The following is a 20,385-nucleotide window of genomic DNA, read 5'->3' on the forward strand; positions in this document are numbered from 1 at the left end:
TCAAACCTGTACGGTCAGGCAAAGCCTTACCGATTTCATAAGATTTGACCGAAGGGGTATCAGCCCGCCGCGCGGCTCGCAACCCTGCGTGCGCCGAACACGACTGCGGCAAAGCCGACAATCAACACGACAACGCAGATCGCCAAGAGCTGTTCGTATTTGTGACCTTCGGGCAGAATGGCGGCCACAGGCTCCCAGGCTCTTGCGAAATAGGCTGCCGCACCGAGCATCGCAGCGGCCCAGGCCACCAGATAGGACCAGAGTGGCACGTTTCGGTTCATCACCAGACCCACGATCAAAACCGGAGTCAAAAACATCGAGGCTGTGCCGCTGACCGCCACCGCATCAAAGAGTGTCTGGCTACCCCATAGCGTCAGCCCCGTGCCTGCCAATGCGAAAACCAGCATGGCGGCCCGGCCTCCGTTCAGACTTCGCGGTGCAAGACGCAGTTCTTCGACAACCAGACGTGAGGCCGAGGACAAAGCAGAGTCGAGGGTCGACAAGGCCGACACCAGCAGCGACAACATCAGGGCACCAAAGACCCAGCCCGGGAACATCGTCGCCCAGGTGCCGATCAGCTGGTCTTCGTAGCTGGCGCCCTGCAGGCTGGCCTGAATTCCGAACAGACCAAAGCCAACAATGCAAAGTGCCGAGATCCAGAAGGCATGCAGGAAAGATGCACGGGTGGTTGCCTCGTCCGCCAGAAAACCGCGGTCCATCATGACCGGATCATGGGCCGGGTATGAAAACACCTGAAGGGCGGCAACGACCATCAGCACCCATCCCAGATAGCCTCCGGAACTGCCCGGGGCGGTCAGCGCAGCAGACAGCGAGAAGTCGGGCGAGGCCAAAAGCGCCACAAGCGCAACTGCGAAAACCACAAGAAAGATCGCCATTTGCAGCACATCGGTCCGCAGCGCAGCGGTCAACCCGCCCCAGCAGGAATAGGCCAACGCGAGCGCCGCCACAGCGATGATCGCGGTAGTTTCCGAACCATGCCAGAGCGCGCCAAAGATCAATCCGACGACAATCAGGTTGGCGAAAACTTCGGACAAAAGACGCAGCGCGATGACCAGATTGTAGGCAGCATTGCCGGCGGGGCCAAAGCGCGAACCAAGCCAGTCCTGAACACTGCCTGATCCGTTGGCGCGCAGCCGCAGAACGATATAGCCGCCTGTCAGAAACGAAGCATAGTAAGCGGCGTAGGCCAATGTCCCTGCGATCCCGTAAAAATACCCCAGGATTGCCGAGTTCATCAGCGACCGGGCGAAAATCCAGGTCGTGACCTGACTGAGCACCAGAGTCCACAGACCGGGGGGCTGGCCGGTTTCGGATTGACCGCCAAAGAACCCTTCGACCGAGGCGCGACGCGGCGCAACAAATATGCTGGCCAGCAAGATGACGAGGAAAAGGCCAATAATGACGGAAGGTTGCATGGGGCGCTCCGAGTTGGTTTGACGCAACCGCTAGCAAGCTAGTCAGACCAACGAAACCCACATTTCACTGTGAACGCGCAAACGTGAGCGCACTTTATCCCGCTGCGGACACAGCCTTAGCCAGCCGCGGCAAGCGCGCCTTTTTTAGCAGCGCCCGCATCGACCAATCCGGGTCGGACATTTGGCGCGCATCTTCCAGAACTTGTTCGCACACCTGTTGCATCGACTCACTCTGGCTTTGCCAGAATCCCATCAAAAAGGCATCGGGATCGATGCGGTTCAGACCCTCTTCTGCCAGAATGTTGCGGGGAAAATCCTTGGCGTTCAGCGTCACTAGAACCTCGGCGTTTCCGGCGATCGCCGCCGCCAACACATGCGTATCGGCCGGGTCAGGCAACCAGAGGCGCGACTCCAGCGAGGGCGGCCAAGTGACCTCGGCCTTGGGCCATGCGGCCCGAGCCAGCGCAATTTCAGCCCGCGCTTGCAATTCTCCGTCCGGGCCTAGTTTGCGAGAGGCCCGCGCCCATTCTTCAAGAATGCGATCAGACCATAGGGGGGTGAATAACCCCTGCCCCGCAGCGCCCAAAAGCACCGCCCGCATAACCGTCGGATAAATCACGCAGGTGTCGAGGAGAACCTTCACAACCGAAAGAACAGCGCTTTGAGATAGCCGCTTTCAGCCAGTTGGGGCAGCAGCGGGTGATCGGGTCCGGCTTGCCCGGTATGGATAAGCTGCGCGCGGCGCCCGGCGCGCCCAATGCCCCGCAGGCAAGCCCCTGTAAAGCTGGTCAGATCGGCAGCATGCGAACACGAACACAGGATCAGATAGCCGTCCTCTTCCACCAAGGGCGCAGCAAGACGGGCAATCCGTTCATAGGCCCGCAGGCCTTTGTCCAGCGCGGGCTTATTGGGCGCAAAGGCAGGCGGATCACAAATGACCACGCCATATTCTTCGCTGGCGTCCTGCATGGCCTGAAGCTGATCAAAGGCGTCGCCCTGCCGGGCCTCGAAGCAATCGGTTTTGCCCATGTGCCCTGCGCCCTGTGCCGCCAAATCCAGCGCCGGGGCCGAACCATCAACACAGACGGCTGACTTGGCGCCACCCGCCAGCGCCGCCAGACCAAAGCCACCCACGTGGCTGAACACGTCCAGTACGGCCGTGTTTTCGCACAGGCGCGCCGCAAAGGCATGGTTGTCACGCTGATCAAAGAACAATCCGGTTTTCTGCCCGCCCGTCAGGTCGGCCATATAGGTCGCGTTGTTCATTGCCACAGGGATCGGGGCTTTGGGTGCGGCGCCACGCAACACGCGGTCGACATCGTCCAGCCCTTCGAGACTACGCCCGCGTCCACCCGCATTCTTCAGCACGTTGGTCACGCCACATACCGCGCAAATCGCATCGGCCAAAGGCTCCAGCAGAACTTCGGCCCAGGCGGCATTGGGTTGTACAACAACAGTATCGCCAAACCGATCCACGATCACGCCGGGCAAGCCGTCCGCTTCGGCGTGGATCAGTCGATAGTACGGCGCGTCATAGAGGCGTTCCCTCAGCGACAGGGCCTTTGCGATCCGGACTTCCAACCAAGCCTGATCAATCGTCGCGTCCACATGCCGATCCAGCATTCGTCCTACGATCTTGGATGTGGGGTTGGCGGCAATCAGCCCCAGTTCCTGCCGCTCGGCGTCTTCCAGAACGGCAATGGTGCCAGGCGCGATTTTCTTGGCGCGGCGATCCATAACCAACTCATTGTCATAGACCCAAGGCGCGCCACGACGGATCGCTCGGGCATTGGCTTTGGGCTTCAGGCGCAGGACCGGCCGGTTTTCGGGCGTGTCTGCTTGGGCGGAATGCAAAACGGGGGCTGTCATGCCCCCGCCTTAGACGTATCTTGCGAACTTGAAAAGCGTCAGATCTGATCGACCGCGCGTTCCAGTTGGCGATCCATGTCTGCCCAACCATTCGGCAGGGTCAGTTCAGCGGCGATCACACGGGCCAGATGCCGGTGCAGGCGTTCCTTCATGGTCAGACCTTGCTTTTCCGCGTTGATTGCACGGAGGCCACCGTAGGCTTCGAGATCGGCCTTGACCTTGCGGTTGTTGATCAACACCTCGCCCGTGGACGCGTCAGTTGCCGTCACGAAAAAGCTGATGGAGTGCACACCGCCCACCGTGTAGCGGGTTTTCTCGGTGATCGAATGAAACCGGTTGAGCGTGATCGACAGCTTGACGCCCTGATCACCGTTCAGGTTTGGCTTTGCCCGGGTGATGCTTTCCTGAAAGATCGCACCAATTTGCTGTTTCCGGTTGCCGATCTTGTCACCGCGCCAGACGATGTCTGCAACTGGGTAGAACAGGTTGGCTTCGGATACCGTCAGGCTTTGCGGCATTTTGATTTCGTAGTCTGCGATCGACAGGCGGGCGTTGGTGGCCACGGGACGCTGAGGAATGTCCGGCGCGGAGGCTGTCGGCACCTGCGCAACCACTTGTTGAGCGCCCGGTGTCGGGACGGTTTCAAATGGCGCGTTGCGTGTGGTCAATTGTGGTGTCGCACAGGCCGACAGGCCTGCGGTCATCAGTACTGCTGCGATAATCCGGATAGGTTTCATCTCTGTGCCTTTCTTCCCGGTCTGTCCGTTTGCGGATCAGGTTTTTACTCAAAAAGCTGTATGAGCGGCGTTTCAGGCGTCTTTGTGGCAAGCCAAAGACCATTCAGTGCCGGTTTGTCGCAACCACAAGAGACAAACTGGCTTTACAATGTTAGCGCTAACTGCGATATGGTGACGAAAATGAAACCGAACCAAGATCGGAGCAAACATGCCGTTGCATGAGACAGTCGCCAAAGTCACTCAGCGGATCGAAGACCGGTCCGCCGAGATGCGTTCGACCTATCTGGACCGGATGCGACGCGCTGCCGAAGAGGGTCCTCGCCGGGCGCACTTGACCTGTGGGAACCAGGCACATGCCTACGCCGCTATGGGCGCTGACAAAGACACTCTAATAGATGACCGGGCGCCGAACATCGGAATTGTGACCGCCTACAACGACATGTTGTCAGCCCATCAGCCTTTTGAACGCTACCCCGACGTGATCCGCGCAGCCGCGCGTTCAGCAGGCGGCACTGCGCAGGTCGCGGGCGGCGTACCGGCGATGTGTGACGGCGTAACCCAAGGGCAGGTCGGAATGGAGCTGTCACTGTTTTCACGCGATGTGATCGCACTGGCCGCAGGCGTGGCACTCTCGCATAACACCTACGACAGCGCGCTTTATCTGGGTGTCTGTGACAAGATCGTGCCCGGTCTGGTCATCGCCGCTGCAACCTTTGGCTATATTCCGGGATTGTTCGTGCCAGCGGGCCCGATGGTTTCCGGCCTGCCAAACGATGAAAAAGCCAAGGTTCGCCAACAGTTTGCCACAGGTGAAGTCGGTCGCGATGCGTTGATGAAAGCTGAAATGGCTTCTTATCATTCGCCCGGCACCTGCACGTTTTACGGGACGGCCAATTCCAACCAGATGCTGATGGAATTCATGGGGCTGCACCTGCCGGGTTCGTCTTTCGTAAATCCGGGCACCCCGCTGCGTGAGGCGCTGACCGTGACAGCAGCGGAACGCGCCCTTCAGATCACCGCTCTGGGCAACGATTATCGCCCGGTTTGTGACGTTCTGGATGCCAAGGCCTTCGTGAACGGCATGGTTGGACTGATGGCGACCGGCGGATCGACCAATTTGGTTTTGCACCTGCCTGCCATGGCCCGCGCCGCTGGTATCGCGCTCGAACTCGAAGATTTCGATGATCTCAGCTCGGTTACGCCGCTGATGGCGAAGGTCTATCCAAACGGACTAGCTGATGTGAACCATTTCCACGCTGCTGGCGGGTTGCAGTACATGATCGGCAACCTGCTGGACGAAGGTCTTTTGCACGACGACGTCTGTACTGTCGCCGGTGACGGGCTTGCGCGCTATGCGCAAGAGCCCAAGCTCAAGGACGGTTCGGTTGTCTATGAAGATGGCCCATCCGAGTCACAAAACGACAAGATCCTGCGCCCCGCCTCGAGCCCGTTTCAAGCCACGGGCGGATTGCGTCAGCTTCACGGGAATCTGGGCCACGGCATGATGAAGATCTCTGCCGTCGCCCCTGAACGGCGCGTCATCGAGCCCCCTGCCCGCGTTTTTCAGGATCAGGACAGCGTCAAAGCTGCCTTCAAGAACGGCGAATTTACCTCAGACACGGTCATTGTGGTGCGCTTCCAAGGACCCAAATCCAACGGCATGCCAGAACTGCACGGCCTGACGCCCACTCTGGCGGTCTTGCAGGATCGCGGCCTGAAGGTTGCTCTGGTCACGGACGGCCGCATGTCGGGCGCTTCTGGCAAGGTTCCGTCGGCCATTCACGTCTGCCCCGAGGCCGCAGACGGTGGTCCGCTCGCCAAACTGCGCGATGGTGATCTGGTCCGCGTGGATGCCGTTGCCGGAACCGTGGCCTGCCTGGCCGAAGGTTTTGAGGACCGCCCGGCGGTCACGGCCGACCTAAGCGGTAACGGCCACGGGGTCGGCCGCGAGCTCTTTGCTGCATTCCGTGCCAATGTTGGCCTTGCGTCCAACGGCGCTGGCGTTGTGGTTTAACGGCTTGAGGCTCAGCCACTTTCACAATAGGCAATTGCCTGTATTTCGAATTTTGAAAGGTCCGATATGACTCCGCATCAAGCGTCTCTGGAAACTGAAAAACTCTGCCTTCTGGCGCCGGTCATTCCAGTTTTGGTCATTGACGACCTCGCACATGCGCGCCCCCTCGCCGAAGCATTGGTTGCGGGCGGTCTTCCGGTGCTCGAAGTTACACTGCGGACCCCCGTTGCACTTGAAGCCATCTCGATCATGGCAGAGGTCGAAGGCGGTGTTGTTGGCGCCGGCACACTGCTGACACCAGACGACGTTTCATCAGCCAAGGAAGCCGGCGCGAAATTCGGTGTTTCACCCGGCGCGACCGATGCGCTTTTGCAGGCTGTAACCATGGAGCGGCTGCCGCTGCTGCCCGGCGCGGCCACCTGCTCCGAAGCAATGCGCTTGCTGGAAGTTGGTTATTCCATTCAGAAATTCTTTCCTGCAGAGGCCAATGGCGGCGTTCCCGCACTGAAATCAATCGGCGCGCCTATCCCGCAGGTCCGCTTTTGTCCAACCGGTGGTGTGAGCCTCAAGAACGCGCCTGACTACCTTGGTTTGTCCAACACGCTCTGTGTCGGCGGTAGCTGGGTCGCCCCCAAGGACCTGATGGCCAAAGGTGACTGGGCCGGCATCGAGGCACTGGCGCGCGAAGCCGCGTCGCTTGAGCGCCCCGAATAAACACGAGCTAAAACTCAGGGCGCAGCGCGCTGGTTGACCCGTTTGATCAGCGCCTCGCCCGTTTCCTTGCGTTCGGAATAGCGATCCACAAGGTATTCCGAGCGGTCGCGCGTCAACAGCGTGAATTTGACCAACTCCTCCATGACATCCACCATTCGATCATAGAACGGCGAAGCCTTCATGCGCCCGTCACTGCCAAATTCGAGGAATGCTTTTGGCACTGATGATTGATTGGGGATGGTGATCAACCGCATCCAGCGACCCAGAATGCGCAATTGGTTGACTGCGTTGAAACTTTGAGAGCCGCCGCAGACCTGCATCACAGCCAGTGTCTTGCCCTGTGTGGGCCGCACAGCGCCAAGCGACAGCGGAATCCAGTCGATCTGTGTCTTCATGACCCCCGTCATCGCCCCATGGCGTTCTGGCGAACACCAGACCATGCCTTCGGACCATGTCACCAGATCTCTGAGCGCCTGAACTCTTGGGTGATCCGCATCAGCGCCATCGTCGGGCAGCGGCAGGCCTGACGGGTCAAACGTACGCGTTTCCGCACCGAGCAGGGTCAAGACCCGCGCGGCCTCTTCGGTCATCTTGCGGCTGTAGGACTGCGCCCGCAACGATCCATACAGCAGCAGGATCCGCGGCCTGTGCCCGCTGCGTTCGGCGGGGTTCAGCAAGGATTCGTCAGGTTTTTGGAGGTGTTCGAGGTTCAGTTGGGGCGTGTCGGACATGGCGTCGGATCTTCTTTTGATTGGGTCGAGGTCAAGGACGGTCAGAGTGGTCGCGCGGCTCGGACAGCAACCATCCGAAAAAGTACGTGGCCAAAATTGCGGACAGAATTTGAACGATGACAAAAGCTGCAACATCGCTGGGCGCTATGCCGGCAAAGGTGTTCGAAAAACTGCGCGCAATGGTAACCGCCGGGTTGGCGAATGATGTGGAGGATGTGAACCAGTAAGCAGCTGTAATATATAATCCAACGGCCATTGGCACCGTTTCGGGTCGGGCCCTGAGGCACCCCAGAATGGTGCCGATCAGCCCAAAGGTTGCCACGAACTCTCCGGCCCACTGCCCCGGCCCATTTCGCGCCTTGAGCGATGGATCAACAAGCGCGAGATCGAACATCACATGCGCGGCCATCACCCCAAGAATGCCACCGATCACCTGAACCGCCGTGTAGAGCAGCGCGTCAAACCGATTGATTTCGCCGCGGATCAGAAAGGCAAGGGTGACCGCCGGATTGAAATGCGCACCGGACACCGGACCAAACACGAGGATAAGCACGACAAGGATGGCGCCAGTTGGAACGGTATTGCCCAACAGCGCGATTGCGACGTTCCCGCCCGCCAGTTGCTCGGCCATAATTCCTGAGCCAACCACAGTCGCCAACAAGAAGAAGGTCCCCAGCGCTTCGGCGGCCAATCGGCGTGATCTGTTCATATGTGCCCCACTTTGCTGTGTTGTCATTTCGGTAAACGCCGAATTGTCACAATCGGTATGAGCCCTTAGGCATCTTGTCAAGATACGTTATTTCGGCAATAACCGAATTATGGAGCACCCCCAAGCCATAGACATGTTTGCCGCCCTGGCCCACCCGACCCGACTCGCCGTGTTTCGACTGTTGGTGGGCGCCGGGCCTGATGGGTTGCCTGCGCTGGAAATCGGCCGCCGGCTTGATGTTGTGGCCTCCACGCTTTCAGGGCATCTGGGCATTCTCAAACGCAGCGGCGTGTTAACCGCCACGCGCCACGCCCGTGAAATCCACTACGCTGCCAATCTGTCAGCGATGAACGATCTTGTTGGATTTCTTCTGGCAGATTGCTGCGGTGGCAAGCTGGAGAATTGCGTGGACAGCAATAACCTGCTGTCCTGGCCCGAGGATGCTCAGAGCTAGCCCCTGAATCCGGTCGCAACCACGAACTTTTCCGAACTGTCCGAACGGCTTGCCGGGGGTTTGACGTTGACGACCTTTTCAAACCGGGTCTTCAGCGTCTTTTGGAGCGTGCCTTCCGCCCCACCCGCCAAAACTTTGGCCACGAAGGTACCGCCTTCGTCCAGTACGTCAAAGGCCAGCTCTGCCGCTGCTTCGCAAAGCGCGATAATCCGCAGGTGGTCAGTTTGCTTGTGGCCCGACGCAGAGGCCGCCATGTCCGACATCACGACATCTGCCTTGCCGCCCAGCCATGCCTTGACCTTGTCGTCGGCGCCATCCTCCATAAAGTCGAGTTGATGGATTTCGGCGCCGGGAATGGGATCGACCACCTGAAGATCGACACCGATGATACGTCCGACAGCCTTGCCCTTTTTCTCACCAAGCGCGTTCACGCGTTTGACAGCCACCTGACACCAGCCACCAGGGGCGCACCCCAGATCGACAATCCGCGCACCGGGCACGAGGAAGCGGTATTTATCGTCGAGTTCCAAGATCTTATAGGCCGCGCGACCACGATAGCCATCGACCTGCGCACGCTTCACATAAGGATCATTCAGCTGCCGTTGCAGCCAAAGAGTCGAAGACAGCTTGCGTCCCCGCGCTGTCTTTACTTTGACCTTCAGATCGCGTTGTCCGCGTCCAGAAGAGTTTTTGTTCGGCCCCTTTGCCATCGTGCTACCGGCCCTTGCTTCTTTGGTTCCAAACGATCGTGGTGATCCCGCGTTCCGCGGGTCGGGGCCAGTGCCCCGCCTGTTCCGCCTGCGCTATAACGGACCATCCTCAAGAACGCCATCTGCAGACATCTGCGCATAAAGCAACCCTTCGCGCAGGCCGCGGTCTGCGACAGAAACCCGGTCGGTGGGCCAAAGTCGCAGCAACGCCTGCAGGATTGCACTGCCTGACATGATCAGCGCCTGACGATCGGGTCCAATGCGCGGGTCCCGCCTGCGCCCCACGGGCCCAAGGTTCAGGTACTTCTGAATAACGGCCTCGATTTGATCCGACGACATTCGCAGGCCGTCCACCTTGGTCCGATCATACCGTCTCAGCCCCAGATGGCTGGCCGCGACCGTGGTCACGGTTCCAGAGGTCCCAACGATCTGGAACCCCTCGCGCGGCTGTTCGTCCTTGTAAGGAGCAAACTCAGCCAGGTTCTCTTCGAAATACCAGCTCATCAATGCATAGCGGGCTGCATCGTCATCTACGTCTGAAAACTGATCACGCAGTGTCGCGACACCCAAAGGCACCGAAATCCAGTCCACCACCTTGGCAGTGGGAAATGGGGAGTCCGGCGCGTGGAACCCTGCATGCAATCGCATGATGGCCTTGGGCCTTTCGCGTGGCTCAACCGCGGACAGATCTATCCAGACCAGTTCGGTTGACCCGCCGCCGATATCAACGACCAGCAATTGTTCGGTTTTGGTCGACACCAGCGGCGCGCAGGAAATCACCGCAAGCCGGGCTTCTTCCTCGGGCTGGATGATTTCGAGTGTCAGGCCCGTTTCGCGGCGCACCTGACGGATCAGATCGCGCGCGTTTTGCGCCCTGCGGCATGCCTCGGTCGCAACAAGGCGCATCCTTTTCACGCCATGACGTTGAATTTTCTGCTGACAAACACGAATGGCCGCCACCGTACGCCCCATTGAGGCGCGGCTCAAACGACCTGTCTTTTCAAGCCCTTGGCCCAATTGGACCGACTTTGAAAAGCTGTCGACCACATGAAACTGGCTGCCCTTCGGCTGGGCAATCAGCATGCGGCAACTATTCGTTCCCAGATCCAGCGCTGCATACAAAGCGTTGGAATCCGGCTGTTCAGGAGCGGTGCTCTCGACCGGTTTCGGGAAAGCGCCCGCCCCTGTGGGACGCTTGGGCGCCATGGTTTTGCGCCTCTTCCGATATCAAGTTGAAATCAGGATACGCCCCGCAATGGCGTCACGCAAGCATCATGAATGCGTGGACCCAGTGGATTTTTGTAAAACCGGTTTAGGAATTCGTATTCCTGTTCCAGAAATGGCCGGATCACGTCGATCGTGGCCGGTTTGAGATCATCCAGCGTCAGCTTCTGCTCAGACTTGTTTCCGCGCGGCATCTCGACGTCCTGCCGGGTCAGCAGGCTGAGATCCCAGGCCAGATCGCCCAACTCTTCGGTCTTGTAGACGCGATGATAGAGATCGAGGTTCTTTCCGACGAAAAGCCATGCGCCGACTGAATGGTGTTTGATCGAGCTTGAGGCAAGGCGATAGGCCTCAAGATTGCAAAAGAATTCATCCGGATCGGGATCACGTGACAAATCCGGCAGCCAGTCACGGCCTTCGCGGATCTTGCGACTGTTCCATACGTCACGAAACTGCAGCACGCGGTTTGTGTAACAGGACAAAAGCCGTTTGACCGGATCGCGCACAACGCAAAAGCGCCAATAATCTGTGAACTGTTCGAACCGGTGCGGACGAAACCGAATGGTCGGGTAGATCTCGTGCCATGTCAGCTTGGTGATTTTGTCGTCGGGCGGAACCGTCACCGCAGGATCAAGACGCGCCAAGGCCTCTTTGACCGAAGAGCATCCCGCCTTCGGCAAAGCCATATAGGCCAATTTGTGAGCGTCCACGGTGATCACCATTGCGCGATGACCTTTCTGCTGTTTGCCTCATGTGACCGTCACCTTGAACCACGCGTTTTGGGCGCCGATATGTCCAAAGGGTGAAAGTTTCTCATTGTTTTGTTGAAAGATTAGACGATCAGGGATGCTTGGACAATCCTGCGCTTGCGCCTAGGCTGTCGTTTGCGAAACAGCTTAAGTCGAAAACAGCCCCTGCCGCGGACGATCTGACCGCTAATCAGGCTTAGGAACAGGAGAGGAATCAGGCATGCCTGACGTAACAGTTGTCTACTGGCGTGATATCCCGGCCCAGGTGATCGTCGGCAAAGGGCGCCGCGGCGCTAAGGTGCAATTGCCCGAGCGGTTTGAGCAGGCCATCGATCGTGCCGCCATGAAGACCGGCGCAGCCGGAACAGACGACTATCTTGCCGAGTGGCGCAAGGCGCCACCCTACCCTGTTGACGGCGATCAGGACGAGATCGCCAAATCCGAAGCCGCCCGGTTGGACGCCGAATACGATCAAGAGCGCATCAAAGCGCTGATTGCCAACGATGGATGGGCCTGACAGCCCCATGACACTGAAGGAGGCCTTGATGGCTTTGCTCAACTTCCGCAAACGTGAAGAGGCTCCCAAGGGTGCCAATGGCCAGCTTGAGGCCTTCCTCAAGGACTATTCCATCGAGGTCATGCCCAGAACGGCAGAGAAGGTCGAAGATTTTCGGTCTCTGCTGCCCGAAGGCACCCGCGTCTACATCGCGCACATCGAAGGGACGCCAATCGAAGACATGGTCGCCACTGCGGCCCGTCTGTCGAAAGACGGCTACAAGGTCATGCCGCATTTCCCGGCGCGGATTATCCGCGATGAGGCCACATTGGCCGATTGGATTGCGCGCTATCAGGGCGAAGCGGGCGTGGATCAGGCCCTCCTGCTGGCTGGCGGCGTGGCCAAGCCGCACGGCGATTTTGACAGCTCCATGCAGCTGCTGGAAACCGGGTTGTTCGGCAAAGCCGGGTTCAAGCGACTGCACGTGGCGGGGCACCCCGAAGGCAACCGCGACATCGACCCCGACGGAAGCATGAAGAACGTTGAAGAAGCGCTTCAATGGAAACAGAAATTCTCCGAAAGCTCGGATGCCGAAATGGCATTGGCCACGCAGTTTGCCTTTGACGCGGGCCCGATCATCCAGTGGTGTGATGATCTGCGCGCGGCGGGCATTACCCTGCCCGTTCATATCGGCATCGCGGGTCCGGCCAAGCTCCAAACCCTGATCAAATTCGCCATCGCCTGCGGTGTTGGCCCCTCGCTCAAAGTGCTGCAAAAGCGGGCCATGGACGTGTCCAAGCTGCTTCTGCCCTACGAGCCAACAGATGTCCTGACCCAACTGGCCGCCCACAAGGCCGCCAACCCGGATTTCAACATAGAACAGGTGCACTTCTTCCCACTTGGCGGCATCAAAACCAACGCCAAATGGGCCATTGAGAACGGCGGCGCGTCCACTGTTCCGGCAGACGCGAGTCCATAAGCTCGCAAATTATCGTCTGAAACACTTGTTCAAGCGCGTCTTCGATGCGGGACAAAGCTTCCGTTCGCATCCAACCAATTAATGGCTGCTGTCAGCGCCAAAGCCGAATTTGGCTCTTGGGGCGCTTTGTCCTGAAATTTTGAAGGCTAGGACACAAATCGAAGCTCTTAGACTTCACAAACCTAATCCACCGAATCGAACGCGCAAACGATCCTGTCATATCGGTTTTCAATAAGGTCCGGAGGCTTGATCCAAACGCTGAGCAGAGTGCCGATATCAAGAAACCTAAGACCTGGTGTATTGGCTATTTGAAACAGTAAGGTATGTTTCGTGTCGTCATATTCGGGCTTGTCCATAGCATCGGATGCACCCAGCATTTTGAACGGTGCGATCTGCTGAGTATCAAAACCAGAAGTCGCTTGTACCAATGCCATGTCATAGGCGCCCTTAATCATCATTTTTCTCGCACAACGATACAGATCATCTCCTGTGACGTCGTGGTTTTGCATGTCGAGCAAATTGAGCAAATTCAACGCGTTTCGATCATTTGCCAAAACTGCGATCCGATTAAAGGCAGTTTGGAACCATGTGCGCTCTTCTTCTGACAACATGCTTCCGGAGTCCTTGGAAGTATGTAAGACCTGTGCATAGCGCATCCAGTCAATAAAAACGGTGTCAAAGTCGCTTTCGCTTTTTGGCAGTCTACCACTTTCCAAAACAAACCTGTCCCAGAGATTTGGCTTGCCGCCCAAAGAGATGCGTTCGAACTTGTCACGTTCCTTTGCCAAGCGCTTCCTAAAATACGAAATGTCTTTCGCTTTGACACCTTGTCGTTCCCAAGCGACCAGTTCGCTTTCCACGAGAGAAAAGCAAATCGCCACCAGTTCTTGCGCTATGCCAAACGCCGCCCGGTGTGTCATTGGCTGGTTCAACCTCTCCTGGGCCAAATCATGCAGCGATACTTTATCGAACTTGTTTCGCTCGGGCCTTGAAGGTCGGACCGTCCCGCTTTGGACATTCAAAACATGATCAGAACGCAGGAACATTCGGCCACATTCACTTAGACTCACGGCGTCGACAAACTGCGATCCATCCCGCATAGAAGCGAGATCAGCGGGAAGTTCTCTGTGGGATGTCTCATCCACCGATGACGCGGAATGCAGGACTTTCACTTCGAGTTGGTCATCAGCCTTTGCGTACATGTTTAGGAAAATTTGAAGCGACCCCGAAAGCGGCAATTGTGGCGTTGTTAGACGTTCTTTATCGGAAAGACGTGAATGCAACGCGGCAAAGTCTATTGCGCCATAATAGTGTAACGGCCGCTTGTCAGTCCGCCCAAGTGGCCAAGGAACATCTGGTTCAAGCATAGGCATTCCACCAATGCGGACCACGGGCTGTTCGTCCTCTGCACAGGGGGAGATGGACAAGGCTTGCCGGGCATAGGCTTCAAGCGGAGGTGGCGCCAAAACACTCACAATGTCGGCCGCGGTCTCAGTAACCTTGCCGGTTTCATGATCAAAGAACATCAAACGGCGGGCACTTCCGGCATTGTCGGGCGAGAGAAAGACACTATCGCCTTGTCCGTTGTTTAAGACCAAAACGGATCTTTTCGCGTCACTGTGAGAAAGCGTTTCCGTATCCTCAAATTCGCCCCAAAAATCCAAAACCAATCCGTTCCCCCATGCATCCGCAAATAATCTTGCACCCTTGGGGTTCTGACAGAGTCGTATGGTACAGTCGGCACCTATTTCAAAAGATGTTTTGAATGAAGCTTGTCCGAACTCTGCCAAAAGTTCTTTGAGTTCTTTGGGAAACGTGACGCCGATGGATGTTTCGGCTGCGGTAATTGCAGATTGTCGATTGATTTGAGTCATCAGAACTATGTGTTTGCTTGAATAACCGGTTTGGTCAGCGAATGCGGTGCTTTCTCAAATTGAACTTTTGTTTGGCCTGTGCGCCGCTCCCTGCACCATCAATCGTAAGAAAACGGCCTTTATGTGACATAAGCGAAGGTTCACACTAACTTCTTCGCTGGACAGATTGCAATGCAGCAAGCTAGATGTAATCAAACGTCGGTTTTTGGCTGTCCGTAACTAATTTCTTTGCGAATGCGCAATGTTCGCTTTCTGGACATAGCTGCCATTGGAACATGATGCAGCATCCTGCACTTTGGGCTCACAGCCGACATTCGCCGCGCTTTGCCACCGCCCTTGTCCTCTCGAACATACCGACACCTTTAATCCGCGCATCCTACGCCCAGCTCTTGCCAAGCCCACCTCACAAAGATCATGAAAGCTTTGAGCCTGTAGGTCGCGCGCGAATGCGGTTATGTCGTTTGCGCGCAGGCTCTTTGTCCAGCAGCTTTTAGGGTCGCGCAAAGACTTCGTCTTGGCACTGAACATATGCCCCTGAAAGAGAGCGCCTTATGACCCGCACCGTTATCGAATCCGCCACCAAGACCGCCCTGATCGGCTTTGATCAACCCTTTTGCGTGATCGGGGAACGGATCAACCCGACCGGCCGCAAAATCCTGAACGAAGAACTGGAGCGTGGTGATTTCAGCCGGGTCGAGGCAGACGCGCTGGCGCAGGTTGCTGCGGGCGCAACTGTTCTGGACATCAACTCGGGTGCGGTCTTCTCCAACAAAATGGCCGAAGATCCCCGCTATGCGGATAACAACTTTGTCGAACCGACCCTGATGCAGGAATTGGTCGAGCGGGTTCAGGCGGTCACCGACTGCCCGCTGTGCATCGACAGTTCGGTTCCGGGCGCGTTGGAAAACGGGTTGAAGGCGGCCAAGGGCCGTCCACTGCTGAATTCTGTGACCGGAGAAGAAGAGCGTCTGGAAATGGTGCTGCCGCTGGTCAAGAAATACAATGTTCCTGTCGTGGCGATTTCGAACGATGACACCGGGATTTCCGAAGACCCGGACGTGCGCTTTGCGGTCGCCAAGAAGATCGTCGAGCGCGCCGCCGACTTTGGCATTCCTGCGCATGACATCGTGGTTGACCCGCTGGTGATGCCGATTGGCGCAATGGGCACCGCAGGCCTTCAGGTCTTTACGCTGGTGCGCCGCCTGCGCGAAGAACTGGGTGTGAACACGACTTGTGGTGCCTCGAACATCAGCTTTGGCCTGCCGAACCGTCACGGAATCAACAACGCCTTCTTGCCCATGGCAATGGGTGCGGGCATGACCTCTGCGATCATGAACCCTGTTGCGCTGCCTATCGGCCCCAAGAAGATCGCCGAGAAAAAGGCCGAGATCGAAGCCGCCGGAATTGTTTTGCCCGAGGGCATGGACGACGAAACCTTTGTCACGCTGTTCGGAATGGGCTCGACCAAGCCGCGCGCCGGCAAAGAGATGGAAGCCATCCGCGCCGCCAACTTCCTGACCAACAATGACGAAGGCGGCGCCAACTGGATCGCGTTCAACAAGGTCGCGCCCAAAGCCGGACAGGAAGGCCGCGGTCGTGCGGGCCGCACAGGCGGCCGCCGTCGTCGGGCGTAACCGCTGGCCATGCGCCGGGCGCCCTGCCCTGACTTTGAAACTGATCGGCTGGTGGTCCGGGACTGGACCGCCAGCATTTCCTCTGCCGATACACGCCGTGTTTTGACACAGGCCTTGGCCGGTATTCTGACCGAGCCCGTTTTGCGTTTTCTGCCCGAACCGGTCCAACTGTCGTCAGACAGCGAAACAGCCCTAAGCGATTGGATTGATCAGCGTCAAACCAATGGCACGGTCTATACCGTTTCGAAAAAGAACGGCGTCTTGATTGGCCTTCTTACCCTCGCCGAACCCGAGCGTCTGGATTTGCGGTTGGGTTATCTGCTGGGCGAAGCGCATTGGGGCAAGGGCTTTGCCACTGAGTTGATCCAAGGCTTTCTGAACGCGCTGCCTAACCAACCGGGCCGCATCATTCACGGCGGCGTTGATCCTGATAATGCAGGCTCTGCCCGCGTTTTGCTCAAGTCGGGGTTTACCCAAGACACCAGCCAATCATCAACGGGCGTCCAGATGTTCACGCTTCGGGGCTAACGCTGTTACGGCAACCGACTGTCGGTTCGCACGGCCCAGAGTTCGTTCGCCCTATTTGCGTTTCTTGATCTTTCCAGCCGCTTCCGCCAGATCGCGGGCGATGGCAAATGCGCCCTGAATCTTGGCTTTGTCCGAGGACCAATCCCGCCGTACGACGATCTTGTTGTCTTTGACCTTGGCCAGGCCGTCCTGCGCCTTGATGAATTCAACAAGCCCCTCGGGACGGGCGAATTTATCATTGTGAAACTGTATCGTCGCGCCCTTGGGCCCACCATCCAGTTTTGCGATCCCGGCCCGTTTGCACATGGCCTTGATCCGCACCACCAAGAGCAGCGTATTCACTTCACGCGGCAGTTTGCCAAAGCGGTCGATCAGTTCGGCGGCAAAGCCCTCCAACTCGACCTTGGTCGTCAAAGACGACAAACGACGATAGAGGCCAAGGCGCACATCCAGATCCGGGACGTAGTCATCCGGGATCAGAACCGGCACACCCAGATTGATTTGCGGTGCCCATTGATCATCGGCATCGGACAGACCCTCCATCTCGCCTGCTCGGATCTTGGCAATCGCCTCCTCCAGCATCGACTGGTACAGCTCATAGCCGACGTCCCGCATCTGCCCCGATTGTTCTTCGCCCAGCAAGTTGCCCGCCCCGCGAATGTCGAGATCCTGCGACGCAAGGCTGAACCCTGCCCCAAGCGTGTCGATGCTGCCCAACACGCGCAGACGTTTTTCAGCGGTGGCCGTCAGTTTGGTCCTCGGCTTGGTGGTCAGATAGGCGTAGGCGCGCGTCTTGGAACGGCCCACCCGGCCTCGGATCTGGTAGAGCTGGCTGAGGCCGAACATGTCTGCCCGGTGTACCACCATCGTGTTGGCCGTCGGGATATCCAAACCGGATTCTACAATGGTTGTGGCCAACAGCACGTCGTATTTGCCGTCGTAGAAGGCGTTCATGCGGTCATCCAATTCGCCCGCTGCCATCTGGCCATGAGCGACGACAAAGGACACTTCGGGCACTTGATCGCGCAGGAATTCCTCGATCTCGGGCAAATCGCTGATGCGCGGCACCACATAGAACGACTGTCCACCGCGATAGTGTTCACGCAGCAAGGCCTCACGGATGGTGACAGCGTCAAATTCGGACACATAAGTGCGGATTGCCAGACGATCCACCGGCGGCGTGCCGATGATCGAAAGATCGCGTACGCCGGTCAGCGACAATTGCAGGGTGCGCGGGATCGGCGTGGCTGTCAGGGTCAGAACGTGAATGTCGCTGCGCAACTGTTTGAGGCGCTCTTTGTGCTGCACCCCGAAATGCTGTTCTTCGTCGATCACCAACAAGCCAAGGTTTTTGAACCGAATGCTTTTCGCCAACAAAGCGTGGGTGCCGACCGCAATATCGACTGTTCCTTTCGAAATGCCCTCGCGGTGGCGCGTGGCGTCCTTGGCAGAGACGAAGCGCGACAGCGGCACCACGTTGATCGGAAAACCGCGGAACCGTTCGGCAAAACTCTTGTAGTGCTGTCTTGCCAGCAATGTGGTCGGGGCAATGACAGCCACTTGCACGCCGGACATGGCCGCAATAAAGGCCGCCCGCATCGCCACTTCGGTCTTTCCAAAGCCCACATCGCCGCAGATCAGGCGATCCATGGGCTGACCGGAATGCATGTCATCCATCACATCGCTGATGGCGTTCAACTGATCATCGGTTTCGGTATAGGGGAACCGGGCGGCAAAGCTTTCATAGGCTCCGGCGGGCGGGTCCATCACAGGCGCTCGGCGCAGAGCACGTTCTGCCGCAATGCGGATCAGCTTGTCCGCCATCTCGCGGATGCGCTCTTTCAGGCGGGCCTTCTTGGCCTGCCATGCGCCACCGCCCAACCGGTCGAGCAGCCCTTCTTCGTGCCCATATTTGCTGAGCAGTTCGATGTTTTCCACCGGCAGATACAGCTTGGCCGATTCAGCGTATTCGAGCGTTAAACATTCGTGGGCGGCTCCCGCCGCGGTGACCACTTCCATGCCCGTGTAGCGACCAATCCCGTGATCCACGTGTACAACCAGATCACCGGGCGTCAGGCTTTGGGTCTCGGTCAGGAAGTTTTCAGCCCGGCGCCGCTTTTTGGGTTGCCGGATCAGACGATCGCCCAGCACGTCCTGTTCGGAAATGACAGTCAGCTGGCCTTCTTCAAAGGGGGCTTCAAAGCCGGCCTCCAAAGCCCAGACCGCCAGATACAGACCACGTTTTCCAATCCGTGTTCCGCTGTTGACCGGAATTGCCTCGGCCAGACCTTCGTCCTCGATCAGTCCGGAAAGGCGTTCCCGTGCCCCTTCAGAGTAGGAGGCGATCAGGACCGGCCCGCTCTGCATCTTTTCCTTAACGTGAGACGCCAAAGCCCCGAAAAGGCTGATGGATTCCTGTTGGCGCTCTGGCGAGAAATTTCGGCCAATCCGGCCACCGGCATCCACAACGCCCGGCCCGGACGCCTGCGCCAGCGGGTTAAGCTGAATTTGCCGGCGCTCGCCAACGGCCCCGCTCCAAGCCGTGTCGTCGAGATACAGAAGATCCGCAGGAATCGGTTTGTAGACCGAACCCATCGTCTTTTTCTGGCTCATCGCGTGCTGACGGGTGCCGTATTGATCCTCGATACTGTCCCAGCGGGCCAACCGCGCCGGGGTCATCTGATCGTCAAGCAGAACCGGCGCCTCGGGCAGATAGTCGAACAACGTCTCAAGCCGTTCATGAAAGAACGGCAGCCAGTGTTCGATGCCCTGATGTTTGCGCCCTGCGCTGACCGCCTCGTAGAGCGGATCATCGGTACCGCCAGCGCCAAATTCGATACGATAGTTTTGCCGGAACCGGGTGATTGCCGCATCGTCTAGGATCACCTCGGACACCGGGGCCAGATCCACCACATCCAGCTTCTCTGTGGTGCGTTGCGTGGCCGGATCAAAGCGGCGGGCCCCATCAAGAACATCGCCAAAGAAGTCGAGCCGCACAGGACCGGAGTCGCCCGGAGGATAGATATCGATGATGCCGCCACGAATGGCGTAATCGCCGGGCTCCATCACTGTGGGCGCCTGGCTAAAACCCATGCGAACCAGAAATCCCCGAAGGCTGCCTTCGTTGACACGGTCGCCGACCCGCGCGGTAAAGGCGGCCTCTTTCAGAACCTCGCGCGCCGGAAGTTTTTGCGTCGCGGCAGCCAAAGTGGTCAGCAGCACATAGTGATCCGGCATTGCGCCGTGAACGATGCCAGCCAACGCCGCCATGCGCGCGGCCGAAATATCGGCATTGGGCGACACGCGATCATAAGGCAGACAATCCCAAGCCGGAAAGCTGACAACCGGGACATCAGGAGCAAAAAAGGCCAACGCTTCTCGCATTGCGGCCAGACGCTTGTCATCGCGCGCCACGTGAATGACAGGGCCACTGCCACGCTGCATCTCTTGCAGGACAAGCCTTGCGTCAAACCCCTCGGGGGCGCCGCCCATTATGATACGGTTCTGTGCCATGACCGCTCACATGG

At 58.0% G+C, this 20,385-nt stretch carries 18 protein-coding genes; 7 read left to right on the forward strand and 11 right to left on the reverse strand.

Annotation, left to right across the window (positions count from 1 at the left end; genetic code table 11):
* Positions 1–59 precede the first annotated feature (59 nt).
* From PFY00_RS06610 to PFY00_RS06625, 4 genes are all read right to left on the reverse strand, one after another.
* Positions 60–1,436, reverse strand: coding sequence for an SLC5/6 family protein (locus PFY00_RS06610; protein WP_271431745.1), 1,377 nt, complete (start codon positions 1,434–1,436; stop codon positions 60–62).
* A 94-nt stretch (positions 1,437–1,530) separates the two neighbouring features.
* Complete coding sequence (locus tag PFY00_RS06615; RefSeq protein WP_271431746.1) at positions 1,531–2,079, reverse strand: RSP_2648 family PIN domain-containing protein; 549 nt, start codon at positions 2,077–2,079, stop codon at positions 1,531–1,533.
* Positions 2,076–3,305, reverse strand: coding sequence for an RSP_2647 family RNA methyltransferase (locus PFY00_RS06620; RefSeq protein ID WP_271431747.1), 1,230 nt, complete (start codon positions 3,303–3,305; stop codon positions 2,076–2,078). Before PFY00_RS06620 ends, PFY00_RS06615 begins: the two co-directional genes overlap by 4 nt.
* Before the next feature lie 38 nt (positions 3,306–3,343).
* The gene (locus PFY00_RS06625) at positions 3,344–4,009 is read right to left on the reverse strand and encodes a DUF6778 family protein (RefSeq protein ID WP_271431748.1); all 666 of its coding nucleotides are present in this window, start codon (positions 4,007–4,009) and stop codon (positions 3,344–3,346) included.
* A gap of 241 nt (positions 4,010–4,250) precedes the next feature.
* Here PFY00_RS06625 and edd point away from each other — a divergent pair, with 241 nt between their 5' ends.
* Together edd and eda are read left to right on the forward strand one after the other, a co-directional pair.
* Complete coding sequence (gene edd / locus PFY00_RS06630) at positions 4,251–6,056, forward strand: phosphogluconate dehydratase (RefSeq protein ID WP_271431749.1); 1,806 nt, start codon at positions 4,251–4,253, stop codon at positions 6,054–6,056.
* 66 nt (positions 6,057–6,122) lie between these two features.
* Positions 6,123–6,770 carry a bifunctional 4-hydroxy-2-oxoglutarate aldolase/2-dehydro-3-deoxy-phosphogluconate aldolase gene (gene eda, locus PFY00_RS06635; protein ID WP_271431750.1) on the forward strand — a complete coding sequence of 216 codons (648 nt, stop codon included), beginning with the start codon at positions 6,123–6,125 and terminating at the stop codon, positions 6,768–6,770.
* A gap of 14 nt (positions 6,771–6,784) precedes the next feature.
* Here the strand turns inward: eda and arsH are convergent, their stop codons facing one another.
* Positions 6,785–7,501: an arsenical resistance protein ArsH gene (gene arsH / locus PFY00_RS06640; protein WP_271431751.1), complete on the reverse strand. Its 717-nt coding sequence runs from the start codon at positions 7,499–7,501 to the stop codon at positions 6,785–6,787.
* Between the two features lie 31 nt (positions 7,502–7,532).
* On the reverse strand, positions 7,533–8,210 hold the full coding sequence (locus tag PFY00_RS06645) for an aquaporin (protein WP_271431752.1): 678 nt from the start codon (positions 8,208–8,210) through the stop codon (positions 7,533–7,535).
* A gap of 109 nt (positions 8,211–8,319) precedes the next feature.
* Between PFY00_RS06645 and PFY00_RS06650 the strand changes: the two genes are divergently transcribed.
* Positions 8,320–8,664, forward strand: a complete 345-nt coding sequence (locus PFY00_RS06650) for an ArsR/SmtB family transcription factor (protein WP_271431753.1) — start codon at positions 8,320–8,322, stop codon at positions 8,662–8,664.
* Here the strand turns inward: PFY00_RS06650 and PFY00_RS06655 are convergent.
* The 3 genes from PFY00_RS06655 to PFY00_RS06665 all read right to left on the reverse strand — a co-directional run bounded on the left by PFY00_RS06655 (position 8,661) and on the right by PFY00_RS06665 (position 11,308).
* Positions 8,661–9,374 (reverse strand): RlmE family RNA methyltransferase, encoded by a 714-nt coding sequence (locus tag PFY00_RS06655; protein ID WP_271431754.1) that lies wholly within the window; start codon positions 9,372–9,374, stop codon positions 8,661–8,663. The two genes, PFY00_RS06650 and PFY00_RS06655, sit on opposite strands and share 4 nt — an antisense overlap.
* Before the next feature lie 93 nt (positions 9,375–9,467).
* Positions 9,468–10,580 carry a Ppx/GppA phosphatase family protein gene (locus PFY00_RS06660; protein ID WP_271431755.1) on the reverse strand — a complete coding sequence of 371 codons (1,113 nt, stop codon included), beginning with the start codon at positions 10,578–10,580 and terminating at the stop codon, positions 9,468–9,470.
* A 32-nt stretch (positions 10,581–10,612) separates the two neighbouring features.
* Positions 10,613–11,308: a sulfotransferase family 2 domain-containing protein gene (locus PFY00_RS06665; RefSeq protein ID WP_271431756.1), complete on the reverse strand. Its 696-nt coding sequence runs from the start codon at positions 11,306–11,308 to the stop codon at positions 10,613–10,615.
* A 259-nt stretch (positions 11,309–11,567) separates the two neighbouring features.
* Between PFY00_RS06665 and PFY00_RS06670 the strand changes: the two genes are divergently transcribed.
* On the forward strand, positions 11,568–11,864 hold the full coding sequence (locus PFY00_RS06670; protein WP_271431757.1) for a virulence factor: 297 nt from the start codon (positions 11,568–11,570) through the stop codon (positions 11,862–11,864).
* Positions 11,865–11,892: 28 nt separating this feature from the next.
* Entirely contained in the window at positions 11,893–12,822 is a 930-nt protein-coding gene (locus PFY00_RS06675) for a methylenetetrahydrofolate reductase (RefSeq protein ID WP_271432213.1), read from the forward strand.
* A 182-nt stretch (positions 12,823–13,004) separates the two neighbouring features.
* On the opposite strand, the gene PFY00_RS06680 is transcribed toward PFY00_RS06675, so the two are convergent.
* Positions 13,005–14,696: a DUF1963 domain-containing protein gene (locus PFY00_RS06680; RefSeq protein WP_271431758.1), complete on the reverse strand. Its 1,692-nt coding sequence runs from the start codon at positions 14,694–14,696 to the stop codon at positions 13,005–13,007.
* 551 nt (positions 14,697–15,247) lie between these two features.
* Here PFY00_RS06680 and PFY00_RS06685 point away from each other — a divergent pair.
* Both PFY00_RS06685 and PFY00_RS06690 read left to right on the forward strand, forming a co-directional pair.
* Positions 15,248–16,330 carry a methyltetrahydrofolate cobalamin methyltransferase gene (locus tag PFY00_RS06685; RefSeq protein WP_271431759.1) on the forward strand — a complete coding sequence of 361 codons (1,083 nt, stop codon included), beginning with the start codon at positions 15,248–15,250 and terminating at the stop codon, positions 16,328–16,330.
* Positions 16,331–16,339: 9 nt separating this feature from the next.
* A complete protein-coding gene (locus PFY00_RS06690) occupies positions 16,340–16,858 on the forward strand; it encodes a GNAT family N-acetyltransferase (RefSeq protein WP_271431760.1) in 519 nt (172 codons plus the stop codon).
* Between the two features lie 51 nt (positions 16,859–16,909).
* On the opposite strand, the gene mfd is transcribed toward PFY00_RS06690, so the two are convergent.
* On the reverse strand, positions 16,910–20,371 hold the full coding sequence (gene mfd / locus PFY00_RS06695) for a transcription-repair coupling factor (RefSeq protein WP_271431761.1): 3,462 nt from the start codon (positions 20,369–20,371) through the stop codon (positions 16,910–16,912).
* Positions 20,372–20,385 lie beyond the last annotated feature (14 nt).

Origin of the sequence: Thalassococcus lentus (genome assembly GCF_028023555.1) — a bacterium.
GTDB classification, from domain to species: Bacteria; Pseudomonadota; Alphaproteobacteria; order Rhodobacterales; family Rhodobacteraceae; genus Thalassococcus_A; species Thalassococcus_A lentus.

Excerpts from the sequence above, each read along its gene's own strand:
- PFY00_RS06610 (WP_271431745.1), bottom strand. The coding sequence starts at position 1,436 with ATGCAACCTTCCGTCATTATTGGCCTTTTCCTCGTCATCTTGCTGGCC.
- PFY00_RS06680 (WP_271431758.1), bottom strand. The coding sequence starts at position 14,696 with ATGACTCAAATCAATCGACAATCTGCAATTACCGCAGCCGAAACATCC.
- edd (WP_271431749.1), top strand. The coding sequence starts at position 4,251 with ATGCCGTTGCATGAGACAGTCGCCAAAGTCACTCAGCGGATCGAAGAC.
- PFY00_RS06690 (WP_271431760.1), top strand. The coding sequence starts at position 16,340 with ATGCGCCGGGCGCCCTGCCCTGACTTTGAAACTGATCGGCTGGTGGTC.
- PFY00_RS06620 (WP_271431747.1), bottom strand. The coding sequence starts at position 3,305 with ATGACAGCCCCCGTTTTGCATTCCGCCCAAGCAGACACGCCCGAAAAC.
- PFY00_RS06670 (WP_271431757.1), top strand. The coding sequence starts at position 11,568 with ATGCCTGACGTAACAGTTGTCTACTGGCGTGATATCCCGGCCCAGGTG.
- PFY00_RS06625 (WP_271431748.1), bottom strand. The coding sequence starts at position 4,009 with ATGACCGCAGGCCTGTCGGCCTGTGCGACACCACAATTGACCACACGC.
- PFY00_RS06685 (WP_271431759.1), top strand. The coding sequence starts at position 15,248 with ATGACCCGCACCGTTATCGAATCCGCCACCAAGACCGCCCTGATCGGC.
- eda (WP_271431750.1), top strand. The coding sequence starts at position 6,123 with ATGACTCCGCATCAAGCGTCTCTGGAAACTGAAAAACTCTGCCTTCTG.
- PFY00_RS06655 (WP_271431754.1), bottom strand. The coding sequence starts at position 9,374 with ATGGCAAAGGGGCCGAACAAAAACTCTTCTGGACGCGGACAACGCGAT.
- PFY00_RS06650 (WP_271431753.1), top strand. The coding sequence starts at position 8,320 with ATGGAGCACCCCCAAGCCATAGACATGTTTGCCGCCCTGGCCCACCCG.
- mfd (WP_271431761.1), bottom strand. The coding sequence starts at position 20,371 with ATGGCACAGAACCGTATCATAATGGGCGGCGCCCCCGAGGGGTTTGAC.
- PFY00_RS06660 (WP_271431755.1), bottom strand. The coding sequence starts at position 10,580 with ATGGCGCCCAAGCGTCCCACAGGGGCGGGCGCTTTCCCGAAACCGGTC.
- PFY00_RS06675 (WP_271432213.1), top strand. The coding sequence starts at position 11,893 with ATGGCTTTGCTCAACTTCCGCAAACGTGAAGAGGCTCCCAAGGGTGCC.
- arsH (WP_271431751.1), bottom strand. The coding sequence starts at position 7,501 with ATGTCCGACACGCCCCAACTGAACCTCGAACACCTCCAAAAACCTGAC.
- PFY00_RS06645 (WP_271431752.1), bottom strand. The coding sequence starts at position 8,210 with ATGAACAGATCACGCCGATTGGCCGCCGAAGCGCTGGGGACCTTCTTC.